Origin of the sequence: Dietzia sp. JS16-p6b, from assembly GCF_003052165.1 — a bacterium.
GTDB lineage: Bacteria > Actinomycetota > Actinomycetes > Mycobacteriales > Mycobacteriaceae > Dietzia.
Map to the genome: position 1 here is coordinate 2,614,367 of NZ_CP024869.1, position 18,664 is coordinate 2,633,030.

Consider the following 18,664-nt stretch of genomic DNA (forward strand, 5'->3'; position numbering starts at 1 on the left):
GCTGTCCGGGGAGGATCCGTCGTGCGGATCCTGGACCGAGCTCGTCAGACCTCGGTCACGGCATCTCGGTGGCGACGAGCCGCGAGTCGTCCGGCTCGGCGTCGGCGTGGATAACGTTCTTGCTCGACTCCGTCATGAGGAAGATGCAGATCATGGACATGATCGACAGGGCGGAGAGCATCAGGCCGACACCCAGGGTGTTGCCGGCGCCGATCATCGCGGCCGCGGCCAGCGGCGGCAACGCGCCACCGAGGATGCCGGCGAGGTTGTAGCCCAGGCCGGCACCGGTGTAGCGGTAGCGGGCCTGGAACAGCTCCGGGAGCAGCGCGCCGGCCGGGCCGTAGGCGATGCCGAAGATGACCAGCGTGACGAACAGGACCAGACCGAAGGCGACGGTCGACCCGGTGTCGAGGATCGGGAAGACGACCAGTGTCCACGGGATGGCGAGCCCGACCGAGGTGCCGATGACCTTCCTCCGGCCGATCTTGTCGGAGTACATCGCCGACAACGCGATGGCGGCGCCGAAGATCAGTGCGGCGATCATGCCCATGGCCAGGACGAACGGCCGCGAGTGCCCCAGGGTGGCGGTCGCGTAGTTGGTGAGGAACGAGGTGCCCATGTAGAAGAGGGAGAACAGCGAGGTGAGCGCGCCACCCGCGATGATGATCTCCTTCCACTGGAAGCGCAGGGCATCGGCGAAGGGCAGCGTCTTGGGAGCGGTGGCCCTGTTCGCGGCCCGGTCCGCCGCCGCGGTCGCGGCGGCCTCCTTGGCCTCGCGGGCCTGGGTCTGGCGGAAGACGGGGGTCTCCTCGACGGTCAGACGGATCCACAGGCCCACCAGGACCAGGACGGCGGAGAGCAGGAACGGGATACGCCAGCCGTACTGCATGAACGGGCTGTCGAGGTCCGCGCCGCCACCGGCGACGAGGGAGAACACGAGGAACGTGCCCGAGGAGAGGAAGAAGGCGAAGGCCACGCCCAGCTGCGGCCACATGGCCATCATGCCGCGCTTACCCTCGGGTGCGTATTCGGCCGTGAGCAGGGTGGCTCCGGCCCATTCGCCGCCGACCGCGAAGCCCTGGAAGAACCTGCACACCACGAGGAGTGTCGGTGCCCAGATCCCGATGCCGCCCGAGAAGACGCCGAAGGCCCCGGTGTTGTACCCGGGCAGCAGACCGATGAACACGGTCGCCACGCCCATGATGATGAGCGTCCACACGAGGGTGTTCTTGCGGCCGATCCGGTCACCGAAGTGGCCGAAGATCGCCGCACCGACGGGCCGGGCGAAGAACGCCACGGCGAACGTCGCGAACGAGGACAGCGTCGCCGTCGCGGGGTTCTGATCGGGGAAGAACAGCGCCGGGAAGACGAGCGCGGCGGCGGTGCCGTAGATGAAGAAGTCGTACCACTCGATGGTGGTACCGATCGAGGAGGCCGCGGCGACCTTCTTCAGCGAGGTCTTCTGCTCGACCGGCGGAAGGGTGGGGGACTGCGGTGCCGCGTCCCCCGGCGGGGTGGTTCGGGACTGCGTCAAGACAACTCCAGTCGTGTCTGGCTCGCCGGGTATCGGACCTCCGGCGAGAGGGGGTGATCGCCGACGCTCTGGCGTCGATTGAGGCGAACGGTATGTGATGACCACCAACCCGATACACCCGAAAGTATGTGGGGCGTGATCCGTCCCACACCGGCGCTGACCGTGCGGACCGATCGGAGAGGGGGCGGGACCGGATGCCCCGACCTCCAGTCGGCCCTAGGGTGTGCGGCGTACCGTGCCCCCGACTGACTGGAGACACCGATGTCGCCCAACGATCACCGACGGCTCCGCGAACAGTCCCTCGACTTCCTCCGTTCCGGATACCTCTTCACCTCCCGCGTGCGGCAACGCGCGGGACTGCCCGCCGACTCGCAGACGCCGGTGCGACTGCGCCTCATGGGTCGCAAGGCCGTGCTGCTGCGCGGAGTGGAGGGTGTCCGCCACTTCTACGACTCCGACAAGGTCAAGCGCGAGGGGGCGATGCCCGCGTTCGTCCGGCTCCCGCTCTTCGGACCCGGCGCTGTCCACGGCCTGGACGGCCACGCCCACACCGTCCGGAAGAACGCGCTCGCAGACCTGGCCTACGACGACGACCGGGTGGCGCGGTTCGCCTCCCTCGTGGCGGAGGAACTCGAGCACATGCTCGGCCAGTGGACGCGCCACGGATCGGGCACCGTCTACCACGACACCACCACCGCCTACGGCCGCGCGGCCTTCCGCTGGGCCGGGCTGCCGCTGCGCCCCGAGGAGTCGGACAGGCGTGCGCGGCAGATGAGCAGACTCCTCGACACCTTCGGTCGGGTCTCGGGGAACCCCGTGGCGCAGGTGGAACGCCTCCGTCTCGACCGCTGGGCCACGTCCCTGGTGCGCAAGGTCCGGTCGGGTGCGCTACAGCCCGACCCCGATTCGGTCGTCGCGGCGATGGCCGACCTCCGGGACGAGGACGGCCGGTTGGTCGACGACCGCACCGCGGCGGTGGAACTGCAGAACCTCACCCGCCCCACCGTGGCGGTCGCCCGCTTCGCGGCGTTCGCGGCCGTCGCCCTGGCCGAGAACCCGGGGTGGCGGGACCGCATCCGCGAGGCGTCGGCGGACGCCGGCCGTCTCACCGAGGTCCCCGAGGCGGTCGCGTTCGCCCAGGAGGTGAGGCGGGTCTACCCGTTCGTCCCGATGCTGCCGGCGCTCGCGACGACGGACTTCGAGGTCCGCGGGTGCCCGGTACACAAGGGTCACCGCGTCCTTCTCGACCTCCAGGGAACGGATACGGATCCGAACCACTGGCGCGACGCGGGGACCTTCGACCCGGAACGGTTCCTCGGCGTCGACGACGCCGAGCAGCTGGAGGCGTTCATCCCCCACGGCGGCGCCGGGGTGCGCACCGGCCACCGGTGTCCCGGCGAGAAGATCGCGGTGACCGCCCTGTCCGCGACCGTCGCGGCGCTGTGCAGGCCGGGGGTGCGGATCAGCGACGACCCCGACGATCTGACGTTCCCGTGGACCACGATGCTCACCCGGCCGGCGACCGGGGTCAGGGTCGGGGTGGACCCCACCCCCGCGTGACGAGGGGCGGCTGGTCGGATCAGGGCAGGACGCCGAGGAGCCGGGCCCGGGCCACGGACTCCATCCGTGACCGTGTGCCCAGCTTCGTCCCGATGTTGCGCAGGTAGGCCTTGATCGTCTCCGGCGACAGGGACAGCCGGGCGCCGACCTCGGCATTGGAACATCCGAGCGCCACCTGCGCGAGGACGTCGATCTCCCGCGGGGACAGGACCGTCGGCGCCTGGGGGACGTCCCGGCCCTCCTCGGGCGCCCTGCCGACCCCCGCCAGGGCGGACCCCGCGGCCAGCAGCCTCTCCCGGAGGCCGGGGTCGCCCAGCTCGGCGGCGATCGCACGCAACTCGCCGTGCAGGACACGCAGACGTTCCCGGTCCGCGGACTCCAGTCCGAAGTTCTGCTCCGCGACGGCGTGATCGGCCATACGCAGTCGTCTGTCGACCTCGTCGTGGATCCTGAACTCCGAGGCCAGGTCCGCGGCGACGGAGGTGAACGTCCGGGTGACCTGGTCGCCGAACTGGGTCGCGACCCGGGCCGATCCGTAGAGGATGGTCCGCGCCACCCCCGAGACCATCACGGGGACGGAGATGATCGCCCGCAAGCCCTCGCGGTCCACCGCGTCGGCGTAGTCCCGGGTGATCCTCGAGCACTCCTCGTAGTCACGGACCGTCGCCGGTCGACCCGAGGCCAGCACATGACCACCGAGGCCACGCCCCCTGGCCACGGCCAACCCCTGCATGGAGTCGGTGCGGACCCCGATGAAGCGGTTCAGCCTGGCGGTCTCACCGGTGACCTCGCCGGCGAAGACGACCGGCACACCGGTGGTGCGACGGGCCCTGCGCAGGGCCCCCAGTACAGCGTCTGAATCCTTGGGGCGGAGGGTGGACATGATGTTCTCCCGAGAGTGGAGGTGTTCAGCTCCGCGAGGACTCGCGGATGCTGGTGATGATGGCGCTGAAGTCCTTGCCACCGTTGTCCTGCGCGAACTCGTCGTACAGGGCCGCCGCTGCTGCTCCCAGCGGAGCGACCGTACCAGTGCTCTCCAGGGCCGCGAGCGCCAGCCCGAGATCCTTGTTCATGAGAGCCGTGGCGAAGCCGGGCGTGAAGTCGTTGTTGGCGGGCGAGGTGGGGACGGGGCCGGGGACGGGGCAGTTGGTGTGCAGCGCCCAGCTGTTGCCGGTCGCGCCGGTGACCACGTCGAAGAGGGCCTGGTGATCGAGGCCCAGTCCCTCCGCGAGCACGAACGCCTCGGCGATCGCGATCTGGTGCACGGCCAGCACCATGTTGTTGCAGACCTTGGCGGCCTGCCCGGCCCCCGCCCCTCCGCAGTGGATGACCTTGCCCGCCATGGGCTCCAGGACGGGCTGCGCGGCCGCGAACGCCTCGTCCTCCCCGCCGACCATGAACGCCAGCGTGCCGGCGGTCGCACCCTTGACGCCACCGGAGACGGGCGCGTCGACCTGGAGCATCCCGGCGTCCACCGCCTTGGCATGGACCGCACGGGCGTCGTCGACCGAGATCGTGGAGGAGTCGATGAACAGGGTCCCCTCCCCCGCCTCGCCCAGCACTTCGTCATAGGTCGAGGTCACCAGCGCACCGTTGGGCAGCATCGTGATCACCACACCTGCTCCCCTGACCGCCTCGGCGGGCGAGTCACACACGGTGACCCCGGCGGTGCGGGCCGCCTCCTGCGCCGCTTCCACCGGGTCGAACCCCCTGACGACGAATCCGGCGCCCACCAGATTGGCGGCCATGGGTCCACCCATGTTGCCCAGCCCGAGAAACGCCACGGTCTGCGATCGGTTGTCCATGTCCTACGCTCCCAGTCCGCGCGCGGCGACGGCCCGGCCGACGACGACACGCATGATTTCGTTCGTCCCCTCCAGGATGCGGTGCACCCGGAGATCTCGCACGATCTTCTCTATTCCGTACTCGGCGAGGTATCCGTACCCGCCGAAGAGTTGCAGTGCCCGGTCCGCGATGTCGAAGCAGTGGTCGGTGACGAACAGCTTCGCCATCGCGCACTTCTCGACATGGTCCGGCTCCTTGGCGTCCAGGGCCGCGGCGGCCCGCCACAGCATGAGCCGGCTGGCCTCCAACTCCGTCGCCATCTCGGCGAGGGTGAAGCGGATCGTCGGCTCGTCGATGAGCGCACCGCCGAAGGCCTCCCGGTCCCGCACGTGGGCGACGGCCCGCGAGTACGCGTCCTGGGCCCCACCCAGGGAGCAGGCGGCGATGTTGATGCGCCCGCCGTTGAGGCCCTTCATGGCGATGGTGAACCCGAGGCCCTCTCCCCCCGTTTCGGCGCCACCGATGAGGTTCGCGGCCGGGACCCGGACACCCTCCATGATCACCTGCGCGGTCGGCTGGGCGTTCCACCCCATCTTCTGCTCGTCCGGGCCGAAGCTCAGTCCCTCGGAGTCCGCGGGGACGAGAAAAGCCGAGATCCCTTTGGGGCCGGCCTCACCGGTGCGGGCCATCACCACGTAGACGTCCGACTGACCCCCACCGGAGATGAACTGCTTGGTGCCGGTGAGGACGTACTCCGCGGACTCGCCCTCGCCCTCCTTGACCGCCTTGGTCCGCAGGGCCGCCGCGTCCGAACCGGCACCGGGCTCGGTGAGGCAGTAGCTGGCGAACAGCTCCAGCGACGCCATCCTCGGGATCCACTCGCGACGCTGCTCCTCGGTGCCGAACTCGTCGACCATCCACACGCACATGTTGTGGATGGACAGGTACGCGGCCACCGACGGGCATCCCCGGGCGAGCTGCTCGAAGATCCGGACACCGTCGAGGCGACGCATCCCGCTGCCCCCGACGTCCTCGGAGACGTAGATGGCGCCCATCCCCATCTCGGCCGCCTCGCGGAGGACGTCTTTCGGGAAATGATGGCTCGCGTCCCACTCCTGCGCCATGGGCGCGATCCGCTTGGCCGCGAAGTCGCGGGCGGTGTCGACGATGACCTTGTCGTCGTCATCCAGGGTGAACATGGGTGTTCCTCTCATACGGTGCCCGGTTGTCGCGGTGCCCGGCTATCGCGCTGCGGGACCGGTCAGTCCATCGTGGGGATGACGAACTCGGCCCCGTCCTTGATGCCCGACGGCCAGCGCTGGGTGACCGTCTTGACCTTGGAGTAGAACTTGATCGACTCGGGGCCGTGCTGGTTGAGGTCGCCGAATCCGGACTTCTTCCAGCCGCCGAAGGTGTGGTACGCGATCGGCACGGGGATCGGCACGTTGACGCCGACCATGCCCACCTGGACGTTGGACACGAACTCGCGGGCGGCGTCGCCGTCGCGGGTGAAGATGGCCACGCCGTTGCCGTACTCGTGCTCGTTGGGCAGGCGAAGGGCCTCGTCGTAGTCCTTGGCGTGGACCACGACGAGGACGGGGCCGAAGATCTCGTCCGTGTAGACGCTCATGTCGGGGGTGACCTTGTCCATGAGCGTGGGGCCGACGTAGTAGCCCCCGGAGATGTCCTCGCCGTTGAACTCGTCCGTGTAGGCACCCACACCGCGGCCGTCGATGAGGATCTCCGCGCCGGCCTTCTCGCCCTGGTCGATGTAGTCCAGCACACGGGCCTTGGACTCGGGCGTGACCAGCGGGCCGTAGTCGGCGTTCGGGTCGTGGCTGTGGCCCACCCTCAGCTCCTTGACCTTGGGCACCAGCTTCTCCAGCAGCGCCTCGGCGGTGCCCTCGCCCACGGGAACGGCGACGGAGATCGCCATGCACCGCTCACCAGCGGAGCCGAAACCGGCCCCGACCAGGGCGTCCGCGGCCTGCTCGAGGTCCGCGTCGGGCATGATGATCATGTGGTTCTTGGCGCCACCGAAGCACTGCGCGCGCTTGCCGGTGCGGGCCGCGTTCTCGTAGATGTACTGCGCGATCGGGGTCGACCCGACGAACCCGACCGCCTGGATCGTGTCGTTGTTGAGGATCGCGTCGACGGCCTCCTTGTCGCCGTGGACGACCTGGAAGATGCCGTCGGGCAGGCCCGCCTCGGTGAACAACTCGGCCAGGCGCACCGGGACCGAGGGATCGCGCTCGGAGGGCTTGAGCACGAAGGCGTTGCCGCACGCGATGGCCGGGCCCGCCTTCCACAGCGGGATCATGGCGGGGAAGTTGAACGGGGTGATCCCGGCCACGACACCGAGCGGCTGACGCATGGAGTAGACGTCCACGCCGCCCCCGGCGTTCTCGGTGTACTCACCCTTGAGCAGGTGCGGGATCCCGATCGCGAACTCGAGCACCTCGAGGCCACGCTGGATGTCTCCACGCGCGTCCGGGGTGGTCTTGCCGTGCTCGATCGCCAGCAACTCGGCGAGCTCGTCCATGTTCTGGTTGATCAGGTCGACGACGCGCATCAGCACGCGGGCGCGCTTCTGGGGGTTCTGCGCCGCCCACGACTTCTGGGCCTCGGCGGCCTTGGCGATCACGTCGTCGACCTCGGCCGTCGACGCCAACGGCACCACGGCCTGCGCCATACCCGTGCTGGGGTTGAGCACCTCGTGGGTGCGGCCACCCGTCCCGGCGACCCTCGCGCCGTTGATGTAGTGGTCGATCTGCCTGAGATCAGACATGGACATCCCTTCGTCGTGAGGCCGCGGTCCGTGGTGTCCGCGCGGCTCTTCTCCCGTGATGGCCATCACCCTATACTTGCATCTCCTAGTAATCCAGGGGCGGGCGTCCGGCCACCCCCGACCCTCCCCTTTCGGGTGTACCGCGACCCTGGCGCGTGCCCATACTGTGAGCTGACTCACGTGCCGTGTGCGCCTTCACCCGTGCCCACGGTCGCCCGTGCCCGGTTCCCTCCGCGCCGTCCCACCCGTGCCCGCCCGTCAGGAGACTCAATGGCCCCGCTCGACACCGACGCCACCACCCGCTTCCGCGCCGCACGCGACTTCCTGCAGGCCACCGCGGAGGACTACGACGCCGCCCGGGCGGGCTTCGCCTGGCCCGAACTCGACGAGTGGAACTGGGCCCTGAACTGGTTCGACGTCGAGGCCGAGGGGAACAGCGACCCCGCACTGTGGATCGTCGAGGAGCACGACGGCGGCGGCGCCCCCACCGAGGCCAAGTACTCCTTCGACGAGATGCGCGTCCGCTCGGACCGCACCGCCAACTGGCTGCGCGAGCGCGGTGTCGAGCCCGGGGACCGGGTCCTGCTCATGCTCGCCAACCAGGTGGAACTGTGGGACGTCATGCTCGCCGTGATCAAACTCGGCGCCGTCGTCATCCCCGCCACCACCCTGTTGGCGGAGGCCGACCTCCGCGACCGCATCGCCCGCGGTGGGATCAAGCACGTGATCGCCCGCGACGAGCTCGCCGACCGGTTCACCACCATCGCCGGCGACTACCAGCGCATCTCGGTGGGCGGCGCCCCCGAGGGCTGGACCGACCTCGCCGCCGCGATGGACGCGTCCCCCGATTTCGAGCCCAGCCACACCACCCGTGCCGACGACACCCTGCTGCTGTACTTCACCTCCGGGACCACCAGCAAGCCCAAGCTCGTCGAGCACACGCACGCCTCCTACCCCGCCGGGCACCTGTCGACCATGTACTGGATCGGCCTGCAGCCCGGCGACGTCCACCTCAACGTGTCCTCCCCCGGGTGGGCCAAGCACGCCTGGTCCAACGTCTTCACCCCGTGGATCGCCGGATCATGCGTGTTCATCTACAACTACTCCCGCTTCGACGCCACGGCGATGATGCGGGAGATGGACCGCTGCGGCGTGACGAGCCTGTGCTGCCCGCCCACCGTGTGGCGCATGCTCATCCAGGCCGACCTCACCCAGTTGATGGTCCCACCGCGGCTGGCCGTGGGCGCCGGTGAGCCGCTCAACCCCGAGGTGATCGGCCGGGTCCGCGACGCGTGGGGCGTGACCATCCGCGACGGCTTCGGCCAGACCGAGACCACCGTGCAGATCGCCAACACGCCGGGGCAACCCATCAAGGACGGGTCCATGGGCCGGCCCTGCCCCGGCTTCGACGTGGTGCTGGTCGATCCGGCCACCGGGCAGGAGGTCGCCGGCGAGGGCGCCGAGGGCGAGATCTGCCTGCGTCTGGACCCCCGCCCGCTCGGCCTGATGGTCGGCTACCACGGCGACGCCGAACGAACCGATGCCGCCTACGCGGACGGCTTCTATCACACCGGCGACGTGGGGTCGCGCGACTCCGAGGGCTACATCACCTACGTGGGCCGGACCGATGACGTGTTCAAGTCCTCCGACTACCGGATCTCGCCGTTCGAGCTGGAGTCCGTCCTGTTGGAACACCCGGCGGTGGCCGAGGCCGCGGTCGTCCCCTCCCCCGACCCCGTTCGGCTCAGCGTGCCGAAGGCGTTCGTCGTCCTGGCCGGCGGCTGGGAGCCGACCGAAGACACCGCCCGCCAGATCTTCGACTACTCCCGCACCCACCTGGCCGGCTACAAGAGGGTCCGGCGGTTGCAGTTCACCGACCTGCCCAAGACCATCTCGGGCAAGATCCGCCGCGTCGAGCTGCGCAGGGGCGAGAGCGAGAACGGTCCGTCGGTGGACTTCCCCGGCGAGTTCCGCGAGGAATCGCTGCGCTGACGGCCGGCCCGCGGTCTGTGGGGGGCGCGGGCGCGGTCCGTGCCAGCCGGGTCGGCGCGGCTGCGGTCCGTGCCGGCCGGGTCGGCGGGGCCCGGCCGTGGCCCGTGCGGGCGCCTCGACGAGTGGTCACAAATGCGGAGAAACCCGCGACCTGAGCTGGGAAAACGTGAGCGGGTCTGACCACTCGACGCGGCGGGACGACCCCGGCGCGTCTCGGGCGGCCCCGGTCCCGGCCCCGGCCCCGGCCCCGGCCCCGATCAGGACCTGACGATGCCGTCGATCTCCTCGGGGGTCCACGGCGGACTGTCGTGGAAGTCGCGGAACGCCAGGATCTGCGCCTCCGGGGCCGGGAATCGCCCGATGAAGCCACCCGATCCGGCGAAGACCCCGCCGGTGACACCCTGGGCCAACTCGGAGACGAGATAGGTGTAGAGCGGCGCCACGTACTCAGGGCCGGCCGGATCGAGGGCACCGGCCACGCTGAGCTCGTCGAGCATCCCCCGGCGGCCCAGCTCCCGGATCTGGTTCTCGTACCCCTGCCCGCTCGACAACCGGGTCCGGGCGCCCGGGCACACGACGTTCGCCCGCACGCCGTGCTCGGCGAGCTCGGCCGCGATCGCCATGGTCAACGAGGTGACCGCGCCCTTGCCCGCCGGGTAGCCCGTTCCCCCGTAGTCGCCCTTCCAGGCGAACGAGGACGTGGTGACGATGGCGCCCGCCCCGGCGGCGACGAAATGCGGTGCGAACACGCGGCACGGCGCGAAGACAGACCCGAGGTGCGCGTCCATGAGTGCCTCGAAGTCGGCGTGACTCACGGTGAGGATCGAGGACCCCGCGGGTTCGGCCACGCCCGCGCAGGTGATCAGACCGGACACCACCGACCCGTCGCGGGCCGCTTCGGCGAGCAGCGACTGCGCCACCGCGGGCTCGTGCGCCGACCCGGGGACCCCGGTGATGCGGCCGTCGGACCGCGCGGAGAGTTCGGCGACCCGATCGCGCAGCGCCGCCTCGTCGCGCCCGTTGAGCACCACGTCCGCGCCGCGGCCGGCCAGGTCGTCCGCGACCGCCGCACCGATCCCGCGGGAGGACCCGGTGACCGCGAAGGACCGGCCGTCCAGCCGCAGCCCGGTCACGCCGAGCCGACGGCGTCCGTACGCCGGTCGTGGTCGGGGGCGCGCTCGGCCACCAGTCGCCGCGCCCATCCGTAGTCGGTCTTGCTGCTGGGGTGGCGCTCGACGCGGTCGACCACCCAGTACGCCGCGGGGATCTTGAAGCCGGCGAGGTGCTCGCGCAGCGCCTGCCCGACGGACTCGAGATCTCCGGCATCAGCGGTGTCCGACCACTGGATCACCGCGCCCACGCGGTGTCCGAACCGCTCGTCCGGGATGCCGAACGCCACCGCGTCCTCGATCCCGTCCACCGCCTTGAGCGCGGCCTCGACCTCCTCGGCGAAGATCTTCTCGCCGCCCGAGTTGATCACCTGACTCGCCCGACCGAGCATGATGATCGTCTCCGGGCCGTCATAGCGTCCGCGGTCGCCGGTGAACACCCGACGGGTGCCCGCGATCTCCCGGAAGGTCTCGGCGGTCTTGGCCTCGTCCTTGTAGTACCCGGCGGGCTGGTAGCCGCTCTTGACGATCCAGCCGATCTCCGTCGAGTCGTCCGCGAGCGGCTCGTCGAAATCGTCGACGAGCTGCAGGGTGGTCCCCCTGGGGATCCGCGGACCGTGATCGGCGAACAGCGATCCGTCGTCGAGGTTCGCCTTGGTGACCACGCCCAGACCGCCGAAACCGCCTTCGGACGACCCGAACGCGTCCATGATCATCAGATCGGGGCGGAGCTCGAGCAGGTCCGCCTTGACCGACGGGGAGAACAGGGCGGCGCCCGAGGAGACCATGAACATGCTCGAGGTGTCGGGGTCGGTCCGACGCATCTGGTCCACGATCGGCCGGACCATCGCGTCCCCCGCCACCACGGCGACCTGGATCTTCTCGCTCTCGATCTCCTCCAGGGCGTCCGCCACCCGGAAGTGCGGGAGATAGTGCATGGTGCCGCCGGCGAACAGTCCGGTGAAGCTGGGCATGATGCCCGAGGTGTGGATGAGCGGGAGCAGGATCAGGTAGCGCAGGGGATCGCCGCCGAGGCCGGACCGGGACTGGTGGTACTCGTCGGGCACCGGCTCACCCGTGTGGTAGTCCGCACCGCCGCCGAGGCTGCGCCAGAGGTCCTCCTGACGCCACATCACGCCCTTGGGCTTTCCGGTGGTTCCGCCGGTGAACACCAGGTAGAGGTCGTCGCCGCTGCGCTCGAGCCGCGTGCGCTCCGTCGACGCCGCGTCCAGGATCTCCCGCGCGTCCAGGGCGCCGTCCGGGAGCGTGTCGACGGTCGATCCGTCCTCCACCACGATCGTGTGCCGGACGGAGTCGAGACCGCTGACGGCCTCGGTCACCGCACCACCGAATTCACGGTGGAAGACCAACACGCTGGTGTCCGAGTAGTCGTAGAGGTAGCGCAGTTCCGCTCCCGAGTAGCGGTAGTTGATGCTGATGGTCACCGCCCGCAACTTGAGCACCCCGATGATCAGGGCCAGGCAGTCCACCCCGTTGCGCAGATGCACACCGACGTGGTCGCCGGCACCGACACCCAGGGAGGACAGTGCCGAGGCCCACCGGTTGGCCTCGGCCTCCAGGTCCGCGTAGGTGAGCCGACGTTCGTCCTCCACCACCGCCAGGCGGTCCGCGCCATAGGCGTCCACGGCGTGCTCGAAGAGGTCGGCCAGGTTGTGTGCCATGTGGTGTCCTCCGTGACTGGGGTGACGGGTGTCGGGTGGGTGGGTAGCGAGTGGCCTGTGTCAGACCGGGGTGATGGGCAGCGGCGTGCGGGTGGGTCCGAAGTCGAACGCGGCACCGGTACTGATGCGCGTGACCGCGACCTCCTCCGGCTCCGTTGCGGGTTCGTCGCCGAACCGGAGGACCGCCGCGACACGAGAGCCGTCCGAGGGCACGCGCTCGACCGTCCAGTGCGGGTCGACCGCCTGGGCCGCCGCGGCGAGGGGCCGCAGCCCCTCCCGGGCCAGCAGGGGCATCCAGGTGTCGTCGGCGAACGCGTCCGCCGCGGTGTCCCAGGAGACCGTGACACTCCGCCCGTCCCCGGAGACCGACGACGAGTACCCCGTGTACGCGGTCGGGCCGGCCAGGGGGTGGAGGTCGAGCACCGCCGCCAACCCGTGCGCGTCCCCGTCGGCGCCGAGACCACCGCCGAGCACGTCGCGGATCCGGCCCGCGGCGACCCCCGCGATGCCGGTCGCCTGATAGGCCAGCAACCGGTCCGCGGTCTCGGCGTCCGACCGACGGCGGACCGACTGGTGAAAGCCCACCGCCAGCAGGTGCATCTGCAGGTACACCTCGCGCGTCATGCGGACGAGTGCGGCCGAGGTGAACTCGGGGAAGCTCAGATCCGTCAACAGCGGGCCGGCGTAGTCGTCGCGGGGGCCCTGACCGGTCGTGTCCTCCGGTGCCGGCGGCTCGAACGAGAAGTCGACCACCCGGCTGCTCGCGGACTCGACCGCCGGCTCGGGCCACGCCGCCGGCTCCGCGTCCGGGTCGATCCGAACGATCCAGTGGCAGTGCGGCGTCCGGCCCTCCGGGCTGCGTGGTGGCCGGTGGACCGGTTCCACGACGGCCCGCGGGTTGGTGGCGAGCGCGGTGGCCGGGAAGGTGGGGTCCTCGATGTCGTGACACATCGTGGTGACGAGCCGGTCCCCCATCGGTTCGACATCCATCAGTGCGCCACAGTGGTCGAGCCAGAATTCCCCGTGATCGTGGTCGGTGATCCCGTAGCGGAAGTCCATGAACTCCGGCGGCGCCCCCACGTCCAGCTGGAAACCCTTGAAGATCTCCGCGACGCCGTCGCCCGTGATGGACAACGCCTCCTTCATCCGTCGGGTGTAGTGCGGGCTCGCGGCCTGCCACTCCTCGATCGCGACGTCCCGCATCCCGTCCACGCCGAACTCACCCAGGAGGGCCGGCATCCCCGCCCGGTCGATGAGCTGGCCGATCAGCAGCAGATCGGGGAGTAGCCGTGCGAGGGTCGCGTGATCGAGCGATTCCAGGGGGTCGCGTCTGACGACCGGGTCGCGCGTGGTCATCGGACTCAGACCTCGTCCGGCGTGGACACCGGCCACAACGGGGCCGGGCTGTCCTCGATGCGGTACCACCCGGCAGGCTTGTCGCCGCCCGCCTCGAACCGGGCCTTCATCGAATCGGTGAGCGCGTCGGCCTCGTACATCCGCATGAACAGGTCCACCACGTTGCCGAAGTCGAAGAAGTCCCGCTGCCACTTCCACTGCTGCTCGCCGTTGTAGAGGAACCACGACCCGCCGAGACCGTGGACCTCGTAGGGCGCGCCCGTCCTGGGGTCGACGGTGTCGCGGGCGATCTGCTTCCACAGGCACAGCACGTCACCGGTCTCGGGATCGATGATGGTGCGGATGTAGGGGTACTCCCAGCCGTCGAGCCCGGCCATCTCCTGACCCAGCGCGACGTCACGGATCTCGTCCCGGCCGACGGCCATGAAGTCGTCCTTCGTGCCGTAGTTCCAGCCGTAGGTGGCGTCCTCGGCGTAGAACTCGGCGAGCGGGGTCCAGTCCTTGTTGCGCTCGCACTCGGCGTTGGCCTCGATCCATCGCTCCACGAACTCGGCGATCTCGGCGCGGTCGTATCGGGTCACGTCACTCACTCCTGGGGGTCCGGGTCCCGACGAGGCGGAGTGCCTGAGTCGGGCAGTACTTGACGGCGGCCTTGACTCCCGCCAGCTGGTCGTCGGGGATATCGCCCCGCTTGGCGCGCACCTTGGCCTCCGCGCCCTTGCCCACCGTGAACCAGTCGGGGGCCTCGGCCTGGCACTCCGCGTGCCCCTGGCACAGGTCGAAGTCCACTTCCACACGCATCGGCTGCTGTGCGGTCACCGGCGCTGCCTCCTCCGGTAGCGGACGGTGCACGGCTGGGCCAGCTGGACGACCATCTTGGAGTGGTCGTTGTGGTAGCTCTCCGGCGGTTGCGCGAGCTCGAACTCGAACTCCCGCAGCAGGATCGAGAAGATGGCCTTGATCTGGAGCTGGGCGAACGCCGCCCCCACGCAGCGGTGTCGTCCGGCGCCGAAGGGGATCCAGGTCCACCGGTTGACGATGTCCTCCTGTCGCGGCTCGGAGTAGCGCTCCGGGTCGAACGTGTCGGGGTCCGGGAAATCCTCGGGGAGCCGGTTGGAGACCGCCGGGGAGGCCGCGACGGTCTGCCCGGCACGGACGACGTGGTCGCCGATCCGGACGTCCTCCTGCGCCACCCGCATGAGGATGATGAGGGGCGGGTGAAGACGCAGCGTCTCTTTGAGGGCGTTCTCGACCTTGGGCATCTGACGTAGCGCCCCGAAGCTGTACTCGGCGCCGTCCGAGTAGACCTCGTCGAGTTCGGCGACCACCTCCGCGAGGTAGTCCGGGTGCCTGAGCAGCTCGATGAGCATCCACGCACTGGTGCCGGAGGTGGTGTGATGCCCGGCGAACATCATGGAGATGAAGATGCCGGTGACCTCGTCCGGGGTGAAGCGGTACGTGCCGTCGTCGTTCTTGACGGACACCAGGACGTCGAGCAGGTCCCGGTCCTCCTTGTCCGCCGGAGGGTTGGCGACCCGCTCCTCCATGATCGCGGACACGAGCTCCACCAGTCCGGCCCGGGCCGCGTCCCGCTTGCGGAACGCGGGGATGTCGGCGTAGGCGTCGATGTACGCGTGGGGGTCGGTGCCCTGCTCGAGGTCGTGATACAGGTGCGCGAACCGCGCGTCGAGCTGCTCCCGGAACTTCGGACCGATCAGGCACGCCGAGGAGGTGTAGATGGTGAGTTCGGAGAACCACTCGAGCAGGTCGATCTCGCCCTCGTCGCCCCACTCGCCCACCATCCGCTGCACCTCGTGGGGGATGGTGACGGCGTGCTGGCGCATGTGCTCGCCGCGCAGCGCCGTGTTGTGCAGCATCTCCGAGCGACGCTCGGGACTGGCGTCGAACACGACGCCCTCCCCGAACACCGGCGTCATGAACGGGTAGGCGGCGGCCTGGTCGAGGGACTCGTCCGGGGCGCGGAAGAAGGCCTCGTTGGCGGCCGCCCCGGAGGCCAGGCAGATGTCGCGGTCGACGATCTTGAACACGCCGAGGTCGCCGCACTCCTCGCGCACCCGCCAGAACAGGCCGATCGGGTCGGTACGGAGTTCGTCCATGTGCCCCAGCTCGCCCCCGCCGCCGGAGACCCGCCGCGGTTCGGTGAGGGTGGAGGTGTCGGTGGGCGTGTCGGTGGAGCCGTCGGTACTGGTCACGAGTAATCCTCCTCGATTGGGGCCTCCGGCTGGATCTCCAGCTCGGTGATCTGGGCGCCGCGGGGCATCGCCACCATGGCGGCGACCCCCCGGGCGAGGTCGGCCGGTTTGCACATGCGCGGGTGACGACCGAAGCCGTGCTTGACCCAGTCGTTGATGACCGACTCCGCGGTCTCCGCATCGAACTCGGTGCCCATCTCGGTCATCACCGGCCCGGGGCGGACCACCCCGAGGCGGATCCCCGTACCCTCGAGTTCCTTGCGGGCCTGGTGGGCCATCGTCTCCAGGCCGGCTTTGGCCGCGACGTACGCGCCGGAGCGGGGCCGGGCGGTGTAGGCCACATCGGATCCGATGAGGACCACGTCTCCCCGACGGCGGTCGACCATCCCGGGGACCACGGCGTGGAGGAGTCGCTGCACGGCGAGTAGGTGGATGTCGATCTGGGCGGCGAAGTCCTCGGGGTCCATCTCCCACACGCGGGCCATCTTCAGGCTGCCGGCACTGGAGACGAGGACCTCGGGTGGGCCGTACGCCTCGCCGGCGGCGGCCACGAACCCGGCGACCGAGTCGGCGTTGGTCACGTCGACCGGTCGGGCGGTGGCCCGTCCCCCGGCGTCCCGGATCCGGCCCACGAGGTCGTCGAGGCGGTCGGCACGGCGGGCCCCCACGACCACGGGGTGCCCGAGCGCCGCCAGCGCCTCCGCGGAGGCGCGACCGATCCCCGAGGAGGCGCCAGTGACGAGCGCGGGGCGCTCGGACGCGTCCGGCTGCGGGGGGAACTTCAGACTCATCAGCGCCTGACCTCGACACGCATGGGCAGGTGCGCGAAGCCGCGCACGTTGGACGAGTGCACGCGCTCGGCGCCGGGGAGGATCTCGTACCCCGTGATCGACCGTGAGATCTGGTCGAGCGCGATCCGCCCCTCGAGCCTCGCGAGGTGCGCTCCCAGGCAGAAGTGTGGCCCCTGCCCGAAGCTCAGACTGGCGGAGGTGTCGCGACCGAGACGGAAGGTGTCGGCGTCGTCGAAGACCTCCTCGTCGCGGTTGGCCGCGCCGATGAGCAGGAGCACCTTCTGGTCTGCGGGGATGGTGACGCCGCGGACCGTGACGTCCTGCATCGTCGTGCGCAGGACCAACTGGCTCGACGTGTCGTAGCGCAGCGTCTCCTCGACCCAGTCGCTCACCCGCTCCGGGGCGTCGATCACCAGCTGCGCCTGGTCCGGGTTCCGGTGCCCCCAGAACATCGCGTTGGCGAGCAGCTTGGTGGTGGTCTCGTTGCCCGCCACCACCATGAGGAAGAGGAAGGACAGGATCTCGTCCTCGTCGAGCTTCTCCCCGTCGATCTCGGCGTCGATCAGCGCCGAGGTCAGGTCCTCGGTCCGCTCCTCACGCCGCTCGGCGACCATGCCCTGGTAGTAGGTGATGAGGTCGAGGGCCGCGACCATCGAGTCCTCGGGCACGTCCTGACCGCCCTCCTCGCGGTGCATGACCAGGTCTGCGAGCCGGCGGAGCTCGTCGCGGTCCGACTCGGGCACTCCCATCAGGTCCGAGATGACGTCCATCGGCAGCTTGCCCGCGTAGTCCTGGACGAAGTCGAACTCGCCGCCGTCGCGGGACTTGGCCAGGCATTCGTCCCAGTACCGACGGGAGATCCGCGCGATTCCCTCCGAGAGCGCGTCGACCCTCCGGGAGGTGAAGCCCTTGCTCACGAGTTTGCGCAGTCGCGCGTGCCTGGGGTCGTCCATCGCCAGGAAGGACATGGTCTTGTAGGCGTGCCGACCGTACGCCGCGGGGTCGAGGGAGACCCCCAGGGAGTTGGAGAACACGTCGGGTGCGCGGAACGCCTCACGGACGTCGGCATGCTTGCTCAGCGCCCAGAAATCGAGGTCCGGGTTGTGGTACACGGGGGCCTCGGCGCGCAACCGGGCGTAGAACGGGTACGGGTCCTCGTGGACCGCGTAGTCGTACGGGCTGAACACGAGCGGGGCGGGTGTCGCGGTGGTCATGTCTCGGGGTCACCTCAGGATGAGTCGGGCGGCGGACTCGATGGCGTCCGCCATGTCGGAGTAGGAGCCGTAGCCCATGCCTGCGCGGACGAGCGCGCCGGCGTAGACCATCTCCAGGGCGTCGATCACCTCGTCGTCGGCCTCATCACCCAGCGCGGCCGTCAGACGCCGACGGATGTCGGCACCGATCCGGATCCTCAGGTGGGACACCTCCGGATCGTCGCCCAGGAGGGCCGCGGTGACCGCCGAGGAGAGCTCGGGCTCGTCCGCCACCAGCAGCGCGACATCGCGCAGGACCGCCACCACCCTGTCCACCGTGGTGCCGGCCGAGGCGCCCTCGGTGACGTGGTCGCGGAGGCGTCGCCAGAACACCTCCGCGATGAGGTGGCCCTTGGAGGAGAAGTAGGTGTACGCGGTGGCCGGGGCGACGCCGGCCTTGGCCGCCACCGCCCGGACCGCGAGGCCGCCCGGCCCCTTCTCGCGCAAGACCTCGACGGCCGCGCTGGTGAGGCGGTCGACGGTCTCGGCCTGCTGGCCGTTGAGACGCCTTCGCGTGGATTCGAAACGCACGTCACTGGACATGTGTCTGGACAGTACACCACTGGCCGGACTATCGTCTAGACAGTTGTCTACCCACTGA

The 18,664-nt window shown here is 70.0% G+C and carries 16 protein-coding genes; 2 read left to right on the forward strand and 14 right to left on the reverse strand.

Going from position 1 to position 18,664, the window contains the following annotated elements:
- Nucleotides 1-55: 55 nt before the first annotated feature.
- Nucleotides 56-1,534 carry an MFS transporter gene (locus tag CT688_RS11975; protein WP_107757075.1) on the reverse strand — a complete coding sequence of 493 codons (1,479 nt, stop codon included), beginning with the start codon at nt 1,532-1,534 and terminating at the stop codon, nt 56-58.
- A 261-nt stretch (nt 1,535-1,795) separates the two neighbouring features.
- Here CT688_RS11975 and CT688_RS11980 point away from each other — a divergent pair, with 261 nt between their 5' ends.
- The gene (locus CT688_RS11980) at nt 1,796-3,094 is read left to right on the forward strand and encodes a cytochrome P450 (protein ID WP_107757076.1); all 1,299 of its coding nucleotides are present in this window, start codon (nt 1,796-1,798) and stop codon (nt 3,092-3,094) included.
- Between the two features lie 19 nt (nt 3,095-3,113).
- Here CT688_RS11980 and CT688_RS11985 read toward each other — a convergent pair whose 3' ends face one another.
- The 4 genes from CT688_RS11985 to CT688_RS12000 form a co-directional block, all read right to left on the reverse strand.
- Complete coding sequence (locus tag CT688_RS11985) at nt 3,114-3,977, reverse strand: LuxR C-terminal-related transcriptional regulator (protein ID WP_107757077.1); 864 nt, start codon at nt 3,975-3,977, stop codon at nt 3,114-3,116.
- A gap of 25 nt (nt 3,978-4,002) precedes the next feature.
- Nucleotides 4,003-4,899, reverse strand: coding sequence for a 3-hydroxyisobutyrate dehydrogenase (gene mmsB / locus CT688_RS11990; RefSeq protein WP_107757078.1), 897 nt, complete (start codon nt 4,897-4,899; stop codon nt 4,003-4,005).
- A 3-nt stretch (nt 4,900-4,902) separates the two neighbouring features.
- Complete coding sequence (locus CT688_RS11995) at nt 4,903-6,078, reverse strand: acyl-CoA dehydrogenase family protein (RefSeq protein WP_107757079.1); 1,176 nt, start codon at nt 6,076-6,078, stop codon at nt 4,903-4,905.
- Between the two features lie 62 nt (nt 6,079-6,140).
- Entirely contained in the window at nt 6,141-7,667 is a 1,527-nt protein-coding gene (locus tag CT688_RS12000; protein WP_107758176.1) for a CoA-acylating methylmalonate-semialdehyde dehydrogenase, read from the reverse strand.
- Between the two features lie 270 nt (nt 7,668-7,937).
- On the opposite strand from CT688_RS12000, the gene CT688_RS12005 reads away from it, so the two are divergent.
- Entirely contained in the window at nt 7,938-9,659 is a 1,722-nt protein-coding gene (locus tag CT688_RS12005; RefSeq protein ID WP_107757080.1) for an AMP-binding protein, read from the forward strand.
- A 257-nt stretch (nt 9,660-9,916) separates the two neighbouring features.
- Here CT688_RS12005 and CT688_RS12010 read toward each other — a convergent pair whose 3' ends face one another.
- The 9 genes from CT688_RS12010 to CT688_RS12050 all read right to left on the reverse strand — a co-directional run bounded on the left by CT688_RS12010 (nt 9,917) and on the right by CT688_RS12050 (nt 18,606).
- A complete protein-coding gene (locus tag CT688_RS12010) occupies nt 9,917-10,792 on the reverse strand; it encodes an SDR family NAD(P)-dependent oxidoreductase (RefSeq protein ID WP_107757081.1) in 876 nt (291 codons plus the stop codon).
- Nucleotides 10,789-12,450, reverse strand: a complete 1,662-nt coding sequence (locus tag CT688_RS12015) for an AMP-binding protein (RefSeq protein WP_107757082.1) — start codon at nt 12,448-12,450, stop codon at nt 10,789-10,791. Before CT688_RS12015 ends, CT688_RS12010 begins: the two co-directional genes overlap by 4 nt.
- Before the next feature lie 60 nt (nt 12,451-12,510).
- Nucleotides 12,511-13,806 (reverse strand): hypothetical protein, encoded by a 1,296-nt coding sequence (locus CT688_RS12020; RefSeq protein WP_107758177.1) that lies wholly within the window; start codon nt 13,804-13,806, stop codon nt 12,511-12,513.
- A gap of 5 nt (nt 13,807-13,811) precedes the next feature.
- Nucleotides 13,812-14,387: a hypothetical protein gene (locus CT688_RS12025; protein ID WP_107757083.1), complete on the reverse strand. Its 576-nt coding sequence runs from the start codon at nt 14,385-14,387 to the stop codon at nt 13,812-13,814.
- Between the two features lies 1 nt (nt 14,388).
- A complete protein-coding gene (locus CT688_RS12030) occupies nt 14,389-14,607 on the reverse strand; it encodes a ferredoxin (RefSeq protein WP_107758178.1) in 219 nt (72 codons plus the stop codon).
- 14 nt (nt 14,608-14,621) lie between these two features.
- Entirely contained in the window at nt 14,622-15,923 is a 1,302-nt protein-coding gene (locus CT688_RS12035) for a cytochrome P450 (RefSeq protein ID WP_107758179.1), read from the reverse strand.
- 92 nt (nt 15,924-16,015) lie between these two features.
- Nucleotides 16,016-16,810, reverse strand: a complete 795-nt coding sequence (locus CT688_RS12040) for an SDR family oxidoreductase (protein ID WP_107757084.1) — start codon at nt 16,808-16,810, stop codon at nt 16,016-16,018.
- Nucleotides 16,810-18,024: a cytochrome P450 gene (locus CT688_RS12045; protein ID WP_107757085.1), complete on the reverse strand. Its 1,215-nt coding sequence runs from the start codon at nt 18,022-18,024 to the stop codon at nt 16,810-16,812. Before CT688_RS12045 ends, CT688_RS12040 begins: the two co-directional genes overlap by 1 nt.
- A gap of 9 nt (nt 18,025-18,033) precedes the next feature.
- On the reverse strand, nt 18,034-18,606 hold the full coding sequence (locus tag CT688_RS12050) for a TetR/AcrR family transcriptional regulator (protein WP_107757086.1): 573 nt from the start codon (nt 18,604-18,606) through the stop codon (nt 18,034-18,036).
- Nucleotides 18,607-18,664 lie beyond the last annotated feature (58 nt).